The sequence below is a fragment of the Acidovorax sp. ACV01 genome, from assembly GCF_014851495.1.
Lineage (GTDB): Bacteria > Pseudomonadota > Gammaproteobacteria > Burkholderiales > Burkholderiaceae_C > Acidovorax > Acidovorax radicis.
The window spans coordinates 288,650-307,897 of the sequence record NZ_JACUZT010000004.1 but is presented as its reverse complement, the minus strand read 5'-3'; the positions used below and the strand labels follow the sequence as shown (position 1 = coordinate 307,897).

Sequence of the window (19,248 nt, the reverse complement as noted above, 5' to 3'; positions counted from 1 at the left end):
GCCTGTTTCATGACTTCCACCCCCCCTTTTGCCGTCTCGGCGGCCTCTTCGGAGTCTGCCGATTTGTTCGTTCGCAACACCGTCCATTGGCTGGAGCGCGCCGTGATCGGGCTCAACCTGTGCCCTTTTGCCAAGGGCGTTCATGTCAAGGGGCAGATCCACTATGTGGTCGCGCCGACCGAAGACTTGACGGAGGTGCTGGATCTCCTGCGCTGTGAGCTGTCAGCCCTGGTGGTGGCCTCTGCCGAAACGCGGGATACCACCTTGTTGATACTCCCTCACTGCCTCCAGGATTTTCTTGATTTCAACGATTTTCTGGGTGAGGCGGAGGCATTGCTGGAGGCAATGGACCTCGATGGGACGCTGCAGATCGCGAGTTTTCACCCCCAGTTTCAGTTTGCGGGCACCGACGTGGATGATGTGACCAACTGCACCAATCGCTCGCCTTACCCCACGTTGCACCTGCTGCGGGAGGAGAGCATTGACCGGGCCGTGGAGGTGTTCCCAGAGGCGGAGATGATCTTCGAGCGGAACATCGAGGTGCTGCAAGCGCTCGGCATGCAGGGGTGGGCCGCACTCGATGTCGGTCCTCATTCGGGCGAGCCAATGCCACTGGCTGCGAACAAGGAAGTGCGATGATGAAAAATGCCAAAGACACCCCCGTAGCCCGCACGCAGCAGCCCCATGCATCGCGCCCCAAGGCAGCCGCCCCCAAAGTCGAACCTGCGGAGCTGTCCGAGTTGCGGCCGGGTCAGTCGATAGAGCTGCTCAAAGAGTTGCACATCCTCACGCGCGATGGGCGTCTCAATCAGGATTCGCGGCGCAAGCTCAAACAGGTGTACCACCTGTTCAACTTCATCGAACCACTGCTTGCCGAGCTGTCCACCACAGAGAAGGGGCCAACGCTCGCAGACCACGGCGCAGGCAAGTCGTATCTGGGGTTCATCCTGTACGACTTGTATTTCAAAGCCCTGGGACGCGGCCACATCTACGGTGTGGAAACGCGCGCCGAGCTGGTGGAGAAATCCCGTCTGCTGGCACAGAAGCTGGACTTTGAGCGCATGTCGTTCCTGAATGTGTCGGTGGCGGAATCCACCGGTGCGGATGAATTGCCGGCCCGGATCGATATCGTCACTGCCCTGCATGCCTGTGACACGGCGACGGACGATGCCATCGCCTTTGGTCTGCAGAAGAATGCCCGGGCCATGGTATTGGTGCCATGCTGTCAGGCCGAGATGGCCGCCTGCTTGCGCCAGGGCAAAGCCCTGCAGCTGGCGCGCACGCCCCTGGCCGAGTTGTGGCGCCATCCGCTGCACACGCGCGAACTGGGCAGCCAGGTCACCAATGTGCTGCGCTGCCTGTACCTGGAGGCGAGTGGCTACCAGGTCACGGTAACGGAGCTGGTGGGGTGGGAGCACAGCATGAAGAATGAGCTGATCATCGCCCGCTACACGGGGCAGAAAAAGCGCAGCGCCTCCGAGCGCCTTCGCGCCATTCTGGAAGAGTTCGGCCTCGACAAGGTGCTGGGGGCGCGCTTCGGGCTGGGCTCGGAGGCTAGCGATACGCAGGTTGCCGTGGACCTATTGCCGCACTGACCGCCCACCACAGGCGGCTGCCTGGGCAGGGAAAAATCGGGGACGGATTTATGATCGCGTTCACCCCTTGCTTCTATCGATGCCTATGGCCCGCCTGCCGCGCCTGACCCTGCCGGGTCATCTGCACCACGTTATCCAGCGCGGAAACAACCGCCAAAGTATCTTCGTAGATCGCCAGGACTTCGAGACCATGCTCTCGCTGCTGGCGGACAACGCGCAGAAATACGGGGTGGCGGTCCATGCCTATGTGCTGATGGACAACCACTTTCATCTGCTGGCCACACCCATTGCTGCCGATAGCCTCCCGCAGATGATGCAGGCGGTGGGGCGGCGCTATGTGCAGTATTTCAACCGGCGCCATGCGCGCACGGGCACCTTGTGGGAGGGGCGCTATCGCTCCACGGTGCTGCAGCCAGAACGGTATCTGCTGCCCTGCATGGTCTACCTTGATTTGAACCCGGTGCGCGCGGGGCAGGTGGTGCAGGCTTCCGACTATGCGTGGTCGAGCCACGCCCATTGGCTGGGCCTGCGCCATGACCGCTTGCTCACGCCCCATTCCCTGTACTGGGCGCTCGGCAATACGCCGTTCGCGCGCGAGGCGGCGTACGCCGCTTTGGTGCAGGCGGGCATCGGATCGCAAGAACAAGCTGCGTTGACCTCGTCCGCCCTGAGCGGCTGGGCGCTGGGCGATTCTGTATTTGTGCAAGAGTTGCAAAAGCACACGCCACGCCGTGTGACCAGGGGGCAGGCCGGTCGCCCTGCCATCCACAGAAAATCTTTATAAAAAAGCTCTATCGCTTGTATTGTTTGAATATTTTGCTATTAAATTTGATGTGTCCCTTATAAATTCCAGAAAAAACCCTGTTGTGATTAATTAAGAATCTGACCCTAATTAATCTGCTTGCCAAAAGATGTTGCAATGCACTAATCTTCCACTCCCTGCGAAAAATATGAGGAGTGCGCCATGACCACGGCTGCCGAGATCCAGCATCTGCAACAACACGGTTTGTATTCATCGGGTAACGAACACGACGCCTGCGGCCTCGGGTTTGTGGCCCACATCAAGGGCATCAAGCGCCACGACATCGTGACGCAGGCCTTGAAGATCCTGGAAAACATCGACCACCGTGGTGCGGTGGGTGCTGATCCGCTGATGGGTGACGGCGCCGGCATCCTGATCCAGATCCCTGACGCGCTGTACCGTGAAGAAATGGCCAAGCAAGGCGTGACCTTGCCTGCGGCCGGCGAATACGGCGTGGGCATGATCTTCCTGCCCAAGGAGCATGCCTCGCGTCTGGCCTGCGAGCAGGAGATGGAGCGCGCCATCAAGGCCGAAGGCCAGGTGCTGCTGGGCTGGCGCGATGTGCCGGTCAATGTCGACATGCCCATGTCCCCGACCGTGCGCAAGAAGGAGCCCATCCTGCGCCAGGTGTTCATCGGCCGTGGCAACGACGTGATCGTGCAGGACGCGCTGGAGCGCAAGCTGTACGTGATCCGCAAAACGGCCAGCGCCAACATCCAGGCGCTCAAGCTCAAGCACAGCAAAGAGTATTACGTGCCCAGCATGTCCAGCCGCACTGTGGTCTACAAGGGCCTGCTGCTGGCCGACCAGGTGGGTGTGTACTACAAGGACCTGTCCGACGAGCGCTGCATTTCGGCCATTGGACTGGTGCACCAGCGTTTCTCCACCAACACCTTTCCCGAGTGGCCGCTGGCCCACCCGTACCGCTATGTGGCGCACAACGGTGAAATCAACACCGTCAAGGGCAACTACAACTGGATGAAGGCGCGCGAAGGCGTGATGGCCTCGCCCGTGCTGGCGGCTGACCTGCAAAAGCTCTACCCCATCAGCTTCGCCGACCAGTCGGACACCGCCACGTTCGACAACTGCCTCGAACTGCTGACCATGGCCGGCTACCCCATCAGCCAGGCCGTGATGATGATGATCCCAGAGCCCTGGGAGCAGCACACCACCATGGACGAGCGCCGCCGCGCCTTCTATGAATACCACGCCGCCATGCTGGAGCCTTGGGACGGTCCGGCCTCCATCGTGTTCACCGACGGCCGCCAGATCGGCGCCACGCTGGACCGCAACGGCCTGCGCCCCTCGCGCTACTGCATCACCGATGACGACCTGGTCATCATGGGCTCGGAATCCGGCGTGCTGCCCATCCCCGAGAACAAGATCGTGCGCAAGTGGCGCCTGCAGCCCGGCAAGATGTTCCTGATCGATCTGGAACAAGGCCGCATGATCGACGACGACGAGCTCAAAGCCAACGTCGTCAACACCAAGCCCTACAAGCAGTGGATCGAGAACCTGCGCATCAAGCTCGACAGCATTGATGCTGGCGCGCAAGTGGCTGTGACCCAGCCTGCCGATCTGCCGCTGCTCGACCGCCAGCAAGCCTTCGGCTACACCCAGGAAGACATCAAGTTCCTGATGGCGCCCATGGCCAAGAACGGCGAAGAAGGCATTGGCTCCATGGGCAACGACAGCCCGCTGGCCGTGCTCTCTGGCAAGAACAAGCCGCTGTACAACTACTTCAAGCAGCTGTTCGCCCAGGTGACGAACCCGCCGATCGACCCGATCCGCGAGGCCATCGTGATGTCGCTCAACAGCTTCATCGGCCCGAAGCCCAACCTGCTGGACATCAACCAGGTCAACCCACCGATGCGGCTCGAGGTGAGCCAGCCCGTGCTCGACTTTGCCGACATGGCCAAGCTGCGCGACATCGAAAAATACACGCAAGGCAAGTTCAAGAGCGCGACCATCGACATCACCTACCCCCTGGACTGGGGCCGTGAAGGCGTGGAAGCCAAGCTCGCCTCGCTGTGCGCACAGGCCGTGGACGCCATCAAGGGTGGTGCCAACATCCTGATCGTCAGCGACCGCGCCGTAAGCGCCACGCAAGTGGCAATCCCCGCACTGCTGGCGCTGTCTGCCATCCACCAGCATCTGGTGGGTGCAGGCCTGCGCACCACGGCCGGCTTGGTGGTCGAAACCGGTACCGCCCGTGAAGTGCACCACTTCGCTGTGCTGGCGGGTTACGGCGCCGAGGCCGTGCATCCCTACCTCGCCATGGAAACCCTGGCCGAGATGCACAAGGACCTGGGCGGCGACCTGTCGGCCGACAAGGCGATCTACAACTACGTCAAGGCCATTGGCAAGGGCCTGTCGAAGATCATGTCCAAGATGGGCGTGAGCACCTACATGAGCTACTGCGGCGCCCAGCTGTTCGAGGCCATCGGCCTGAACACGGAAACCGTGGGCAAATACTTCACCGGCACCGCCAGCCGCGTGGAAGGCATCGGCGTGTTCGAAATCGCCGAAGAAGCTATCCGCATGCACAAGGCGGCCTTTGGTGATGACCCTGTGCTCGAGACCATGCTGGACGCCGGTGGCGAATACGCCTGGCGCACCCGGGGTGAAGACCACATGTGGACGCCCGATGCGATTGCCAAGTTGCAGCACAGCACGCGGGCCAACAACTGGAACACGTACAAGGAATACGCCCAGATCATCAACGACCAGAGCAAGCGCCACATGACGCTGCGCGGCCTGTTCGAGTTCAAGATAGACCCTGCCAAGGCGATCCCTGTGGACGAGGTGGAGCCCGCCAAGGAAATCGTCAAGCGTTTTGCCACCGGCGCCATGTCGCTCGGCTCTATCTCCACCGAAGCACATGCCACACTGGCTGTGGCCATGAACCGCATTGGCGGCAAGAGCAACACCGGCGAAGGCGGCGAGGACGCAGCGCGTTATCGCAACGAACTCAAGGGCATCCCGATCAAGAAGGGCGACACCTTGAAGAGCGTGATCGGCGCCGAGAACGTCGAGGTGGACCTGCCCCTGCAGGACGGGGATTCGCTGCGCAGCCGCATCAAGCAGGTGGCCTCGGGCCGCTTCGGCGTCACGGCCGAGTACCTGTCTTCGGCCGACCAGATCCAGATCAAGATGGCGCAGGGCGCCAAGCCCGGCGAAGGCGGTCAGCTGCCCGGTGGCAAGGTGTCCAACTACATCGGCAAGCTGCGCCACAGCGTGCCGGGTGTGGGCCTGATTTCGCCACCACCGCACCATGACATCTATTCGATCGAAGATCTGGCCCAGCTGATCCACGACCTGAAGAACGTTGCGCCGCACGCTGGCATCAGTGTCAAGCTGGTGTCTGAGGTGGGCGTGGGCACCATCGCGGCAGGCGTGGCCAAGTGCAAGAGCGACCACGTGGTGATCGCCGGGCACGACGGCGGCACGGGCGCATCGCCCTGGTCGTCCATCAAGCATGCAGGCGGCCCCTGGGAAATTGGCCTGGCCGAAACCCAGCAGACCCTGGTGCTCAACCGCCTGCGCGGCCGCATCCGCGTGCAGGCAGACGGCCAGATGAAGACGGGTCGCGACGTCGCCATCGGCGCGCTGCTGGGTGCTGACGAATTCGGCTTTGCCACGGCCCCGCTGGTGGTCGAGGGCTGCATCATGATGCGCAAGTGCCACTTGAACACCTGCCCGGTGGGCGTGGCCACGCAAGACCCTGAGCTGCGCAAGAAGTTTTCCGGCAAGCCCGAGCACGTGGTGAACTACTTCTTCTTCATTGCCGAAGAAGTGCGCCAGATCATGGCCCAGTTGGGTATCAAGAAGTTCGACGACCTCATCGGCCGCACCGACCTGCTCGACACCCGCCAGGGCCTGGAGCACTGGAAGGCACGTGGCCTGGATTTTGGCCGCCTGTTCGCGCAGCCCAATGTGCCTGCCGATGTGCCCCGTTTCCATGTGGATGTGCAGGACCACAACATCGAGCACACGCTGGACCGCAAGCTCATCGAGCGCAGCAAGCCTGCCATCGAAAAGGGCGAGCGCGTGCAGTTCATCGAGGTGGCCCGCAACGTGAACCGTTCTGTGGGCGCGATGCTCTCCGGCGCGGTGACCCGCGTGCATCCTGAAGGCCTGCCGGATGACACCATCCGCATCCAGCTGGAAGGGACGGGCGGACAGTCGTTCGGTGCGTTCCTCACGCGTGGCATCACGCTGTACCTGATTGGCGATGCCAACGACTACACGGGCAAGGGCCTGTCGGGTGGCCGCGTGGTCGTGCGCCCCAGCATCGACTTCAGGGGCGATGCGGTGCGCAACACCATCGTGGGCAATACCGTGATGTACGGCGCCACCACGGGTGAGGCCTTCTTCAGCGGCGTGGCCGGTGAGCGCTTCGCGGTGCGCCTGTCGGGTGCCACGGCGGTGGTGGAAGGCACGGGCGACCATGGTTGCGAGTACATGACGGGCGGTACCGTGGTGGTGCTGGGCAAGACGGGCCGCAACTTTGCTGCAGGCATGAGTGGTGGCGTGGCTTACGTGTATGACGAAGATGGCCAGTTCGACACCCGCTGCAACATGTCCATGGTGACGCTGGAGCGCATCCTGCCCGCCACGGAGCAGGAGGCCACGGTGCCACGCTCGATCTGGCACAGCGGCCAGACCGACGAAGCCCAGCTCAGGAAGCTGCTGGAAGATCACAACCGCTGGACGGGCAGCAAGCGTGCACGCGAACTGCTGGACAACTGGGCGGCATCACGCAGCAAGTTCGTCAAGGTCTTCCCGACAGAGTACAAGCGTGCGTTGTCCGAAATTTATGAACGAAAAGTGCTGGAAGAGTCCGCTACGCCAGCGGTAGCTGCTACCAAAAAAGAAGCGGTGCCTGCCAAATAAGGCCGCGCCGCAGACCTCCGCACAGCATTCATAGACAAGGACATCGTCATGGGAAAAACTACCGGCTTCATGGAATACGAGCGCATCGAAGAGGGCTACAAGCCCGTGCCCGAGCGCCTCAAACACTACAAGGAATTCGTCATCGGCCTCGATGAGACCCAGGCCAAGGTGCAAGGCGCGCGCTGCATGGACTGCGGCACGCCGTTCTGCAACAACGGCTGCCCCGTGAACAACGTCATTCCAGATTTCAACGATCTGGTGTACCACGCCGACTGGAAAAGCGCGATCGAGGTGCTGCACAGCACCAACAACTTCCCGGAGTTCACGGGCCGCATCTGCCCCGCACCCTGCGAGGCAGCCTGTGTGCTCAACGTGAACGACGACGCCGTGGGCATCAAGTCGATCGAGCACGCGATCATCGACCGCGCCTGGGACGAGGGGTGGGTGCAACCCCGCGTGGCCAAGCACAAAACCGGCAAGAAGGTCGCCGTGGTGGGCTCTGGCCCTGCAGGCATGGCGGCGGCCCAGCAACTGGCACGGGCGGGTCACAGCATCACGCTGTTTGAGAAGAACGACCGCGTGGGTGGGCTGCTGCGCTACGGCATTCCTGACTTCAAGATGGAAAAGTCGCACATCGACCGCCGCGTCAAGCAGATGGAGGCCGAAGGCGTGGTCTTCCGCACGGGTGTGTTTGTGGGCGCCGCCAAAGACGGTCTGGGCAAGGATTCCAAGGTCACCAACTGGGCCAAGGAAACCGTCACGCCCGAGCAACTGCACAAGGAATTCGATGCCGTGCTGCTGACCGGCGGTGCCGAGCAGTCGCGCGACCTCCCTGTGCCCGGCCGCGACCTGGATGGCATTCACTTTGCCATGGAGTTCCTGCCCCAGCAGAACAAGGTCAATGCCGGCGACAAGCTCAAGGGCCAGTTGCGCGCTGAGGGCAAACACGTCATCGTGATCGGTGGGGGCGACACCGGCAGCGACTGCGTGGGCACCAGCAATCGCCACGGCGCTGCGAGCGTTACACAGTTCGAACTGATGCCTCAGCCGCCCGAAGAGGAAAACCGCCCGTTGACCTGGCCCTACTGGCCCATCAAGCTGCGCACCAGCTCCAGCCACGAAGAGGGTTGTGAACGCGAATTCGCCATCTCCACCAAGGAATTCATCGGTGAAAAAGGCAAGGTCACCGGCCTCAAGACTGTGCGCGTGGAGTTCAAGGACGGCAAGATGGTCGAGGTGGCCGGGTCCGAGAAGATCCTGAAGGCGGACCTCGTATTGTTGGCCATGGGCTTCGTGAGCCCGGTGGCTGCCGTGCTGGAAGCTTTTGGCGTGGACAAGGACGCCCGTGGCAATGCGCGCGCCACCACGGATTTTGATGGTGGCTATGCCACCAATGTGCCCAAGGTGTTCGCTGCAGGTGACATCCGGCGGGGTCAGTCGCTGGTCGTCTGGGCGATCCGCGAGGGTCGCCAGGCTGCACGTTCGGTCGATGAGTTCCTCATGGGCTATTCGGACTTGCCGCGCTGATCGCGGGGTCTGATCTTTTGGGCAAAACGGCGCTGCGGCGCCGTTTTTTCATGAGGTTGTAATCAAGACGCGCACAGTCGCAGGGTCGGCCCCCCGTGGCAGGGGGGCCAAAGAGGGCGCCGAACGGTATTGCCGGCTGGTGATGTGGCAGGCCCGCCAGTCCAGGCCGATGGCCTCGCTTTCACGCCCGCATGTCTTTATTGGCACAATCGAGGGTTCTGTCAATCCGGGGTTGCCTGGCGCCTTAAAGGCCATCCAGCCTGCGATACAGATGCTTCAAAATGCAAACATACATGTATGTATGTTTGCTTCTTCAGCTACCATCGCGGCTTCTTTTGGCCGGACGAACCACTGCACGGCGACTGCCGGACCCGGAACCCTGAACCTTTCCCGCATGCCTGAAACCTCCATCCTTGCCGAGCTGCGCAATGCCACGTTCTCCTATGGAGACCGCGGCATCCTGCGCGATGTCTCGCTGACCGTGCCCCGTGGCAAGGTCACGGCGCTGATGGGCGCCTCGGGCGGCGGCAAGACCACGGTGCTGCGCCTGATTGGCGGCCAGCAACGGGCCCAGGGCGGTGAAGTCCTGTTTGATGGGCAGGATGTGGGGTGTCTGGATGCCGCTGGCTTGTACGCCGTTCGCCGCCGCATGGGAATGCTGTTCCAGTTTGGCGCGCTATTCACCGACCTGAGCGTTTTTGAAAACGTGGCTTTCCCGCTGAGGGAGCACACAGACTTGTCCGAAGCGCTGGTCCGCGACGTGGTCCTCATGAAGCTGCATGCCGTGGGCCTGCGGGGTGCGCGTGATCTCATGCCCAGCGAGATTTCGGGAGGAATGGCGCGGCGCGTGGCCCTGGCCCGGGCCATTGCGCTCGACCCGGAGCTGGTCATGTATGACGAGCCTTTTGCAGGGCTGGACCCCATCTCCTTGGGAACGGCTGCGCAATTGATCCGCCAGCTCAATGACGCCATGGGCCTCACGAGCATCGTGGTGTCGCACGACCTGGAAGAAACCTTCCGGCTGGCGGACCACGTGATCATTCTGGGGGCGGGTGTGGTGGCCGCTCAGGGCACGCCGGATGAGGTGCGTGCCAGCACCGACCCTCTGGTGCACCAGTTTGTGAATGCCTTGCCTACGGGGCCGGTGCCCTTCCACTATCCCGGCCCGGACGAGGCGCAGGACTTCGGGCCTGCGGGAGGGCGTGCACGGTGAGCTGGTACAACCCCTCCGATGTCGGTTTTGCGGTGCGCCAAAAGTTGGCCGACGTCGGCATGGGTGCGCGGCTTTTTGTGCGACTGGTGCGGCTGGTGGGGGCTACCTTCCGGCGGCCTTCGCTGGTGAGTGATCAGGTGCATTTTCTGGGCAACTACTCGCTGGCCATCATTGCGGTGTCCGGTCTGTTTGTAGGGCTGGTGCTGGGTCTGCAGGGGTACTACACCCTGCAGCGCTATGGCTCCTCGGAAGCCCTGGGGTTGCTGGTCACGTTGTCGCTGGTGCGAGAGCTCGGCCCCGTGGTCACGGCCCTGCTGTTTGCGGGGCGGGCGGGCACGTCGCTGACGGCAGAAATTGGTTTGATGCGCGCTGGCGAGCAGCTCAGCGCGATGGAAATGATGGCGGTGGACCCGGTCCAGCGCATTTTGGCGCCCCGCTTCTGGGCCGGGGTGATCGCCATGCCCCTACTGGCTGCGGTCTTCAGCGCGGTGGGGGTGATTGGGGGCTGGAGCGTGGGCGTGCTCATGATCGGCATCGACCCCGGCGCTTTCTGGAGCCAGACGCAGGGTGGCGTTGATGTGTGGAAAGACGTGGGCAATGGTGTGCTCAAGAGCGTGGTGTTCGGTGTTGCGGTCACGTTCGTGGCGCTGCTGCAGGGCTTCACCGCCAAGCCCACCCCCGAGGGGGTGTCGCGCGCAACCACCCGCACCGTGGTGATGGCCTGCCTGGCGGTGCTGGGGCTGGACTTCGTCCTGACGGCCCTGATGTTCAGTATCTGAGGCTGGCGATGCTGGCAGTGAAGAGGAATCAAACAATGCAACGCTCCAAAAACGATCTCTGGGTAGGGCTGTTCGTCATGCTGGGGGCCGTGGCGCTGGTGTTTCTGGCACTCCAATCGGCCAACCTGCTGAGCCTGAATTTCCAGTCCGGCTATCGCATCACGGCGCGCTTTGACAACATCGGTGGGCTCAAGCCCCAGGCTGCGGTGCGCGGTGCCGGCGTGGTGGTGGGGCGCGTGGAGTCCATCACGTTCGACGACAAGACCTACCAGGCACGGGTGACGCTGGCGATGGAAAACCGCTACGCTTTCCCCAAGGACAGTTCCCTCAAGATCCTCACGAGCGGCCTGCTGGGTGAGCAGTACATCGGTATCGAGGCCGGGGCAGACGAGAAGAACCTTGCTGCGGGCGACATGGTCACCTCGACCCAGTCGGCTGTGGTGCTTGAAAACCTCATTGGACAGTTTCTCTACAGCAAAGCCGAAGACGGCGGTAAGCCCGCAGGGGCAGGTGACAAGAAATGAAGAACTTTAAAAAAACAACCTTGGCCGGGGAGGGCTCCGGGCCGCAGCAGGTTTTGCCACGTGTGCTGGGTGGCCTCGCGCTGCTGCTGGCTGGGGCGCTGCTTTCGGGCTGCGCCACCGTGGCCAACCCCGATCCGCGTGATCCGCTGGAGTCCTACAACCGTGGCATGACCAACTTCAACGAGCAGGTCGATGCCATGGTGCTCAAGCCCGTGGCGATTGCCTACCAGGACATCGCCCCCGCACCCGTGCGCACGGGTGTGAGCAACTTTTTTGCCAACATCGGCGATGTCTGGTCGTTTGTGAACAACGTGCTGCAGCTGCGCGCGGAAGCGGCTGCCTCCACGTTCATGCGCGTCAATGTCAATACCTTCATGGGCATCGGGGGGGTGCTGGACATCGCCAGCGAGCTGGGCATAGACCGCTACAAGCAGGACTTCGGCCTCACGCTGGGTCGATGGGGCGTGGGCACGGGGCCCTATCTGGTGTTGCCGGTCCTTGGGCCGTCCACGGTGCGCGACACCTTTGCACTGCCTGTCGATATGAAGGGCAATGTGGTGAGCTATGTGGACCCGGTCTCGGCCCGCAACACGCTGTACGCACTGCGTGTGGTGGACACGCGCGCCAACCTCCTGCGGGCAGGTTCCGTGCTGGACAGCGCCGCGCTGGACAAGTACAGCTTCACGCGGGACGTTTTCCTGCAGGTGCGCAGCCAGGCGGGCGAGCCGCAGAACGGCAATGGCGCGGACGACAAGAACGCCAACGATGGCGTGTTGCCGCAAGAGCCTCCCCGTTGAGAGGTTTGCAGGGGCGTCTGCCCGCCGATGACGGGCAGGGCGCGGGCGCTCATGTTGCACTTGCTTGCAATCCGCAATCTCAGCGACGCATACACCGCAGCCGCGACCGCCACAATGAAACACGGGCATGCCGGATGGCGCCCCATGACTGAACGAGAAAGTAGAGGATAGAGGACATGATGAACCGACGTTCCCTGGGCCACCTGGCTCTGTGCACTGCCGCTGCGGTGTCTCTGGGCATGCCGCTGTCCGCGCTGGCGGCGGACGAGGCGCCGGACGCAATGATCAAGCGCCTGTCCACCGACGTGCTCAACACTGTGAAGTCCGACAAAGCCATTCAGGGCGGCGATCTGACCAAGGTGATCGCACTGGTGGACAAGACCGTGATGCCCAACGTCAACTTCCGCCGCATGACCGCCGCTGCCGTGGGGCCGGGCTGGCGCCAGGCCACGCCCGAGCAGCAAAAGCGCCTGCAGGACGAGTTCAAGATCCTGCTGGTGCGCACCTATGCGGGTGCGCTCGCACAGGTCAACGATCAAAGCATCCAGGTCAAGCCCCTGCGCGCTGCGCCGGAAGACAAGGACGTGCTCGTGCGCACCGAAATCGTGGGCCGGGGCGATCCCATCCAGCTGGACTACCGCCTCGAAAAGACGCCTGGCGATGGCGCGGGCTGGAAGATCTACAACCTGAACGTGCTGGGTGTCTGGCTGGTGGAGACCTACCGGGGCCAGTTTGCCCAGGAGATCAATGCCAAGGGCATCGATGGGCTGATCGAGACCCTGGCTGCACGCAACAAGGCCAATACCGCCAAGGGCTGAGCCTTGTCCATGCTGGTACTTCCCGCTGAACTTACCCACCGCCAGGCCACGGCCTGCCTGCAGATGCTTTTGCAGGGGCTGCGGGTGCACCGCGAAAGTGGTGTGGTGGTGGATGCGAGCGCGATGGCGGTGTTTGACAGTTCGGCGCTGGCAGTGCTGCTGGAATGCCGGCGCGAGGCGTTGTCGGTGGGCAAGACCTTTGCCGTGCAGGGCCTGCCCACGGCGCTGCGTGGCATGGCGGGTTTGTATGGCGTGGGCACCTTGCTCACGCCCGTGTCCTGACGCTGTTGGCATTTTTTTGTGCCCTGGCGGGTCGGCCCTTCGGCCTCCGCATTGGCGACACGCCCTGGGCAACTCCCCCACCCCAACGCAGTTCGGGGCAAGGCCGTAAAATCAGGGGCTTCATGCCCGCAGTCTCCTTCCAAGCCATCTCCAAGACCTTTGCCACGCCCAAAGGCCCTTTTCAGGCACTGAACCAGGTCAACCTGGACATTGAGGAGGGCGAGTTCTTCGGGCTCCTCGGCCCCAACGGTGCCGGCAAAACCACCCTCATCAGCATCCTTGCAGGCTTGGCGCGCGCCAGCGGCGGCCGTGTGCTGGTGCAGGGCAGTGACGTGCAGGCCGATTTTGCCGAGGCGCGCCGCAAGCTTGGCGTGGTGCCCCAGGAGCTGGTGTTCGACCCCTTCTTCAACGTGCGCGAATCGCTGCGCATCCAGTCGGGCTACTTCGGCGTCAAAAACAACGACGCCTGGATCGACGAGCTGCTGGAGAACCTGGGTCTCACCGACAAGGCCAACGCCAACATGCGCCAGCTCTCGGGCGGCATGAAGCGCCGCGTGCTGGTGGCGCAGGCGCTGGTGCACAAGCCACCCATCATCGTGCTCGACGAACCCACGGCCGGTGTGGACGTGGAGCTGCGCCAGACGCTCTGGCACTTTGTGGCGCGCCTGAACAAGGAAGGCCACACCGTGCTGCTGACCACGCACTACCTGGAAGAAGCCGAGGCCTTGTGTGGCCGCATCGCAATGCTCAAGTCGGGCCGCATCGTGGCCCTGAACCGCACGAGCGAGCTGCTGCAGGCGGCCTCAGGCAGCATCCTGCAGTTCAAGACAGATGCTGCCTTGCCGCCCGCACTGGCCGGCGTGGCGCGGGTCACGGGCCGCATCGTGCAGCTGCCCGCGCACGACGCCGCCGAGATCGAAAGCCACCTGGCCGCGCTGCGTGTAGCGGGCGTGGACGTGCATGACATGGAGATTCGCCGGCCTGACCTGGAGGACGTGTTCCTGCAGGTGATGTCTGGCACCTCGGCCTCCAACATTCCCATGTCGGAGGTGGCGTCCGCCGCCGCGCCGGGCCGCCCCAAGCAGGGCGCGGCCCCCTTGGGGGGCAGCGAGGACACGGCAGTGTCGAGCGGGGGGGCACAACGATGACCGGCTGGCAGACTCTTTTTTACAAGGAAGTGCTCCGTTTCTGGAAGGTCAGTTTCCAGACCGTGGCCGCGCCCGTGCTCACCGCCGTGCTGTACCTGCTGATCTTCGGCCATGTGCTCGAAGACCATGTGAAGGTGTACGACCGCATCAGCTACACCGCCTTCCTGGTGCCAGGCCTCGTGATGATGAGCGTGCTGCAGAACGCGTTTGCCAACAGCTCGTCGAGCCTGATCCAGAGCAAGATCATGGGCAGTCTGGTGTTTGTGCTGCTTACGCCCCTGTCGCACTGGGCGTGGTTTGTGGCCTATGTGGGCTCGTCCATGGTGCGCGGGCTGGTGGTGGGTCTGGGGGTGTTTGTGGTCACGCTGGCCTTTGCGCGGCCAGAGTTTGCGGCGCCGCTGTGGATCCTGGCGTTTGCGGTGCTGGGGGCGGGCCTGCTGGCCACGCTAGGGCTGATTGCAGGGCTGTGGGCCGACAAGTTTGACCAGCTCGCCGCGTTCCAGAACTTCGTGGTGGTGCCCATGACGTTCCTCTCGGGCGTGTTCTATTCCATCCAGTCGCTGCCACCGTTCTGGCAGACCGTGAGCCACCTCAACCCGTTTTTCTACATGATTGACGGGTTCCGCTATGGCTTCTTTGGCCAGAGCGATACCTCGCCCTGGCTCAGCCTCGGTATCGTGGGCATCGCCTGGTTGGCCGTGAGCTTTCTCGCCGTGCACCTGCTGCGCACCGGCTACAAAATTCGGAATTGACATGACTGCTGACCAACTCAAAGACATCATCGCCGCCGGCCTGGCCTGCGAACACATCACGCTGGAGGGCGATGGGCGCCATTGGTACGCCACCATCGTCTCGGCCGAGTTCGAAGGCAAGCGCGCCATCCAGCGCCACCAGCGCGTGTACGCCACGCTGGGCGCGAAAATGCACACGGATGAGGTTCACGCGCTGTCGATGAAGACCTTCACCCCCGCCGAATGGGCGGCGCAGGCGCAGTGATGCAGATTGCCTGATTACTCATTTATTGATAGCTACTGGCGCTTAATAGATAAGCGCTAGGGGCCATTTTCATTCATATTTCTGGTGGTTAGAGATGGACAAACTCCTCATTCGCGGCGGACGCACCTTGCAAGGCGAGGTGCTGGTGTCTGGCGCCAAGAACGCCGCCTTGCCGGAGTTGTGTGCCGCGCTGCTCACGGCCGAACCCGTGACCCTGCTCAACGTGCCCCAGCTGCAGGATGTGAGCACCATGCTCAAGCTCATTCGCAACATGGGCGTGGCGGCCGAGCGCGCCGATGACGGTACGGTGTGCATTGACGCCAGCGGCTTGAACACGCCCGAGGCGCCGTACGAGCTGGTCAAGACCATGCGCGCCTCGGTGCTGGCGCTGGGCCCGCTGCTGGCGCGCTTTGGCGAGGCCACGGTTTCGCTGCCCGGCGGTTGCGCCATCGGTTCGCGGCCGGTGGACCAGCACATCAAGGGCCTGACGGCCATGGGCGCCGAGATCGTGGTCGAACACGGCTACATGATCGCCAAGCTGCCCGCAGGGTGGACGCGCCTGAAAGGCACCCGCATCACCACCGACATGGTCACGGTGACGGGCACCGAGAACTTCCTCATGGCCGCCGCACTGGCCGAGGGCGAGACGGTGCTCGAAAACGCCGCGCAAGAGCCCGAGATTTCGGATCTGGCCGAGATGCTGATCGCCATGGGCGCGAAGATCGAAGGCCATGGCACCAGCCGCATCCGCATCCAGGGCGTCGAAAAGCTGCACGGCTGCACCCACCGCGTGGTGGCCGACCGCATCGAGGCGGGTACCTTTTTGTGCGCCGTGGCGGCCACGGGCGGTGATGTGGTGCTGCGCCATGGCCGCGCCGACCACCTCGACGCTGTCATTGAAAAGCTGCGCGAGGCCGGTGCCACCGTGCATGCGGTGGACGGCGGCATTCGCGTTCAAAGCGCCGGCGGCGCCACGCTCAAGGCCCAGGGCTTTCGCACCACGGAGTACCCCGGTTTCCCCACCGACATGCAGGCGCAGTTCATGTCACTCAACTGCATCGCGCAGGGCACGGCCACGGTGACCGAGACGATTTTTGAAAACCGCTTCATGCACGTCAACGAGCTGGTGCGCCTGGGTGCCAAGATACAGACCGATGGCAAGGTGGCCGTGATCGAGGGTGCCCCCCGCCTGTCGGGCGCCACCGTGATGGCCACCGACCTGCGCGCCTCGGCCAGCCTGGTCATTGCCGGCCTGGTGGCCGACGGCGAAACCGTGGTGGACCGCATCTACCACCTGGACCGTGGCTACGACTGCATGGAAGCCAAACTGCGCGGCATCGGCGCCGACATCGAGCGAGTAAAAGCATGAGCAGCAACATGATCACCTTGGCGCTTTCCAAGGGCCGCATCTTCGACGAAACCCTGCCCCTGCTGGCCGCCGCCGGCATCGAGGTGCTGGAAGACCCCGAAAAGTCGCGCAAGCTCATCCTGCCCACCAACCAGCCCAACGTGCGCGTGGTGCTGGTGCGCGCCACTGACGTGCCGACCTACGTGGAGTACGGTGGCGCCGACATCGGCGTGACCGGCAAGGACACCCTCATCGAACACGGCGGCCAGGGCCTGTACCAGCCGCTGGACCTGCAGATCGCCAAGTGCCGTGTGAGCGTGGCCGTGCGCAACGACTTCGACTACGAGCGCGCCGTGAAGCAGGGAGCACGCCTGAAGGTCGCCACCAAGTACACCAGCATCGCCCGCGATTTCTTTGCGACCAAGGGCGTGCACGTGGACATGGTCAAACTCTACGGCAGCATGGAACTCGCGCCGCTCACGGGCTTGGCTGATGCCATCGTGGACCTGGTCTCCACCGGCAACACGCTCAAGGCCAACCACCTGGTCGAGGTCGAGCGCATCATGGACATCAGCTCCTACCTCGTCGTGAACCAGGCCGCGCTCAAGCTCAAGCAGGCGCCGCTGCGCCGCATCATTGATGCGTTCGCCTCGGCCATACCTGCCCCGAAGAACTGAACCCAACTTTAGAACGCACTATGACTTTGGTAGCTGCTCCCGCCCGTCTGTCCACCGCTGCGGCCACTTTTGAGGCTGATTTTGCAGCCCGCCTGCATTGGTCTGCCGACACCGACGCGGCCATCGAGCAGCGCGTGGCCGACATCCTGGCCGACGTGCAAAAGCGCGGCGACGCGGCGGTGCTGGAGTACACCGCCCGCTTTGACGGCCTTTCGGCACCGAACATGGCGGCGCTGGAGTTGACGCAGGCCGACTTCAAGGCCGCGTTCGACGCCATCCCGCAGGCCCAGCGCGACGCGCTGCAGGCCGCCGCCCAGCGCGTGCGCAGCTACCACGAAGCGCAGAAAAAGGCCTCCGGCGAAAGCTGGAGCTACCGCGACGAGGACGGCACCTTGCTGGGCCAGAAGGTCACGCCGCTGGACCGCGTGGGCATCTACGTGCCCGGCGGCAAGGCCGCCTACCCGTCGAGCCTGCTGATGAACGCCATCCCGGCCCACGTAGCGGGAGTGCAGGAAATCATCATGGTCGTGCCCACGCCGGTGCGCGGCAGCGTGGCCACAGGCGGAACGGGCGAGGGCACGTCAACGAAGGGCGAGCGCAATGAGCTGGTGCTGGCCGCCGCCTATGTGGCGGGCGTCACCCGCGCCTTCACCATTGGCGGCGCCCAGGCCGTGGCCGCGCTGGCCTACGGCACGGCCACCGTGCCCAAGGTGGACAAGATCACCGGCCCCGGCAACGCCTACGTGGCCAGCGCCAAGAAGCGCGTGTTCGGCACCGTGGGCATCGACATGATCGCGGGCCCGAGCGAAATCCTAGTGCTGGCCGATGGCACCACGCCCCCTGACTGGGTGGCGATGGACCTCTTCAGCCAGGCCGAGCATGACGAGCTGGCCCAGAGCATCCTGCTGTGCCCCGATGCCGCCTACCTCGACGCCGTGCAGCGCGAGATCGACCGCCTGCTGCCCACCATGCCCCGCGCCGAAATCATCGCCAAGAGCCTCACCGGCCGGGGCGCACTGATCCTGACGAAGGACATGGAAGAAGCCTGCGCAATCAGCAACCGCATCGCACCGGAACACCTGGAAGTGAGCAGCACCGACCCACACCGCTGGGAGCCGCTGCTGCGCCACGCGGGCGCGATCTTCCTGGGGGCCTACACCTCCGAAAGCCTGGGCGACTACTGCGCAGGCCCCAACCACGTGCTGCCCACCAGCGGCACGGCGCGCTTCTCGTCGCCGCTGGGCGTGTACGACTTCCAGAAGCGCAGCAGCATCATCGAAGTGAGCGAAGCCGGTGCCCAGGTGCTGGGCACGATTGCTGCCGAGCTGGCCTACGGCGAGGGCCTGCAGGCCCATGCGCAGGCGGCCGAGATGCGCCTGAAGACCCCGCTCAAGCCGCGCTGACGGCGTTCAGGGGCAGCGCCGCGCCTGATGGGGCGGTGCGCGGCACCACCGCCATCGGCTGTGGTGCCGCCACGGGTGCAGGCGGGTGCGCGGCGCCTTCGGGTGCCCGGTGCTGCGCCCAGTTCAGCCGCGCAGGGCGGTGCCCCTCGGCGCTCACCCGCAGCCGCACGGGGCCCGCGAACGACAGGCGCTGGCCGGCCTCCAGAAAATAGTCTTCCAGCAGGCCGTCGCAGGTCACCCAGACGCGGCCTTGCTCGACTTCGAGCAGGGCGATGTCGCCCGCGCGGAAGTCCAGCACCTGGACGGCCTGCAGCGGCGGAAGCGGCTGGCGTTTCCATTGCAGGGTGAGGGGCACCGCAAGCTGGCTCGGCAGCGTGGGCGACGGCGGGGTGGGGGTGTGCAGCGTGTTCATGCCTTCACTGTGCGGCCAGGCGGCGCGCGGC

General features: G+C 63.8%; 18 protein-coding genes. 17 read left to right on the top strand and 1 reads right to left on the bottom strand.

Features of this window, described 5'->3' with window-relative positions; translation table 11 throughout:
- Positions 1 to 9: 9 nt before the first annotated feature.
- The 17 genes from IB243_RS14045 to hisD all read left to right on the top strand — a co-directional run bounded on the left by IB243_RS14045 (position 10) and on the right by hisD (position 18,805).
- A complete protein-coding gene (locus IB243_RS14045; RefSeq protein WP_192427795.1) occupies positions 10 to 639 on the top strand; it encodes a DUF1415 domain-containing protein in 630 nt (209 codons plus the stop codon).
- Positions 639 to 1,595, top strand: a complete 957-nt coding sequence (locus IB243_RS14040) for an SAM-dependent methyltransferase (protein WP_192427793.1) — start codon at positions 639 to 641, stop codon at positions 1,593 to 1,595. The genes IB243_RS14045 and IB243_RS14040 overlap by 1 nt, the downstream gene beginning before the upstream one ends.
- Positions 1,596 to 1,680: 85 nt before the next feature.
- Complete coding sequence (locus IB243_RS14035) at positions 1,681 to 2,379, top strand: transposase (RefSeq protein WP_192428044.1); 699 nt, start codon at positions 1,681 to 1,683, stop codon at positions 2,377 to 2,379.
- 180 nt (positions 2,380 to 2,559) lie between these two features.
- A complete protein-coding gene (locus IB243_RS14030) occupies positions 2,560 to 7,293 on the top strand; it encodes a glutamate synthase-related protein (RefSeq protein ID WP_192427791.1) in 4,734 nt (1,577 codons plus the stop codon).
- A 48-nt stretch (positions 7,294 to 7,341) separates the two neighbouring features.
- Entirely contained in the window at positions 7,342 to 8,820 is a 1,479-nt protein-coding gene (locus tag IB243_RS14025) for a glutamate synthase subunit beta (protein ID WP_192427789.1), read from the top strand.
- Positions 8,821 to 9,214: 394 nt separating this feature from the next.
- Positions 9,215 to 10,033, top strand: a complete 819-nt coding sequence (locus IB243_RS14020; protein WP_192427787.1) for an ABC transporter ATP-binding protein — start codon at positions 9,215 to 9,217, stop codon at positions 10,031 to 10,033.
- Positions 10,030 to 10,812: a lipid asymmetry maintenance ABC transporter permease subunit MlaE gene (gene mlaE / locus IB243_RS14015; RefSeq protein ID WP_192427785.1), complete on the top strand. Its 783-nt coding sequence runs from the start codon at positions 10,030 to 10,032 to the stop codon at positions 10,810 to 10,812. Before IB243_RS14020 ends, mlaE begins: the two co-directional genes overlap by 4 nt.
- A 35-nt stretch (positions 10,813 to 10,847) precedes the next feature.
- On the top strand, positions 10,848 to 11,336 hold the full coding sequence (gene mlaD / locus IB243_RS14010; RefSeq protein ID WP_057228925.1) for an outer membrane lipid asymmetry maintenance protein MlaD: 489 nt from the start codon (positions 10,848 to 10,850) through the stop codon (positions 11,334 to 11,336).
- The gene (locus IB243_RS14005) at positions 11,333 to 12,133 is read left to right on the top strand and encodes a VacJ family lipoprotein (RefSeq protein ID WP_192427783.1); all 801 of its coding nucleotides are present in this window, start codon (positions 11,333 to 11,335) and stop codon (positions 12,131 to 12,133) included. Before mlaD ends, IB243_RS14005 begins: the two co-directional genes overlap by 4 nt.
- Before the next feature lie 176 nt (positions 12,134 to 12,309).
- A complete protein-coding gene (locus IB243_RS14000) occupies positions 12,310 to 12,951 on the top strand; it encodes a phospholipid-binding protein MlaC (RefSeq protein ID WP_192427781.1) in 642 nt (213 codons plus the stop codon).
- Between the two features lie 9 nt (positions 12,952 to 12,960).
- Positions 12,961 to 13,233: an STAS domain-containing protein gene (locus IB243_RS13995; protein ID WP_192427779.1), complete on the top strand. Its 273-nt coding sequence runs from the start codon at positions 12,961 to 12,963 to the stop codon at positions 13,231 to 13,233.
- Between the two features lie 122 nt (positions 13,234 to 13,355).
- Positions 13,356 to 14,381, top strand: coding sequence for an ABC transporter ATP-binding protein (locus tag IB243_RS13990; RefSeq protein ID WP_192427777.1), 1,026 nt, complete (start codon positions 13,356 to 13,358; stop codon positions 14,379 to 14,381).
- A complete protein-coding gene (locus tag IB243_RS13985; protein ID WP_057272275.1) occupies positions 14,378 to 15,133 on the top strand; it encodes an ABC transporter permease in 756 nt (251 codons plus the stop codon). The genes IB243_RS13990 and IB243_RS13985 overlap by 4 nt, the downstream gene beginning before the upstream one ends.
- Before the next feature lies 1 nt (position 15,134).
- The gene (locus tag IB243_RS13980) at positions 15,135 to 15,377 is read left to right on the top strand and encodes a BolA family protein (protein WP_010462096.1); all 243 of its coding nucleotides are present in this window, start codon (positions 15,135 to 15,137) and stop codon (positions 15,375 to 15,377) included.
- A gap of 94 nt (positions 15,378 to 15,471) precedes the next feature.
- The gene (gene murA / locus IB243_RS13975) at positions 15,472 to 16,746 is read left to right on the top strand and encodes a UDP-N-acetylglucosamine 1-carboxyvinyltransferase (RefSeq protein WP_192427775.1); all 1,275 of its coding nucleotides are present in this window, start codon (positions 15,472 to 15,474) and stop codon (positions 16,744 to 16,746) included.
- Positions 16,743 to 17,402 carry an ATP phosphoribosyltransferase gene (gene hisG, locus IB243_RS13970; protein WP_225584952.1) on the top strand — a complete coding sequence of 220 codons (660 nt, stop codon included), beginning with the start codon at positions 16,743 to 16,745 and terminating at the stop codon, positions 17,400 to 17,402. The genes murA and hisG overlap by 4 nt, the downstream gene beginning before the upstream one ends.
- A gap of 20 nt (positions 17,403 to 17,422) precedes the next feature.
- Positions 17,423 to 18,805 carry a histidinol dehydrogenase gene (gene hisD, locus IB243_RS13965; RefSeq protein WP_192427772.1) on the top strand — a complete coding sequence of 461 codons (1,383 nt, stop codon included), beginning with the start codon at positions 17,423 to 17,425 and terminating at the stop codon, positions 18,803 to 18,805.
- Here hisD and IB243_RS13960 read toward each other — a convergent pair.
- Positions 18,792 to 19,217: a DUF2917 domain-containing protein gene (locus tag IB243_RS13960; protein WP_057272333.1), complete on the bottom strand. Its 426-nt coding sequence runs from the start codon at positions 19,215 to 19,217 to the stop codon at positions 18,792 to 18,794. The genes hisD and IB243_RS13960 overlap by 14 nt on opposite strands.
- Positions 19,218 to 19,248: the final 31 nt, after the last annotated feature.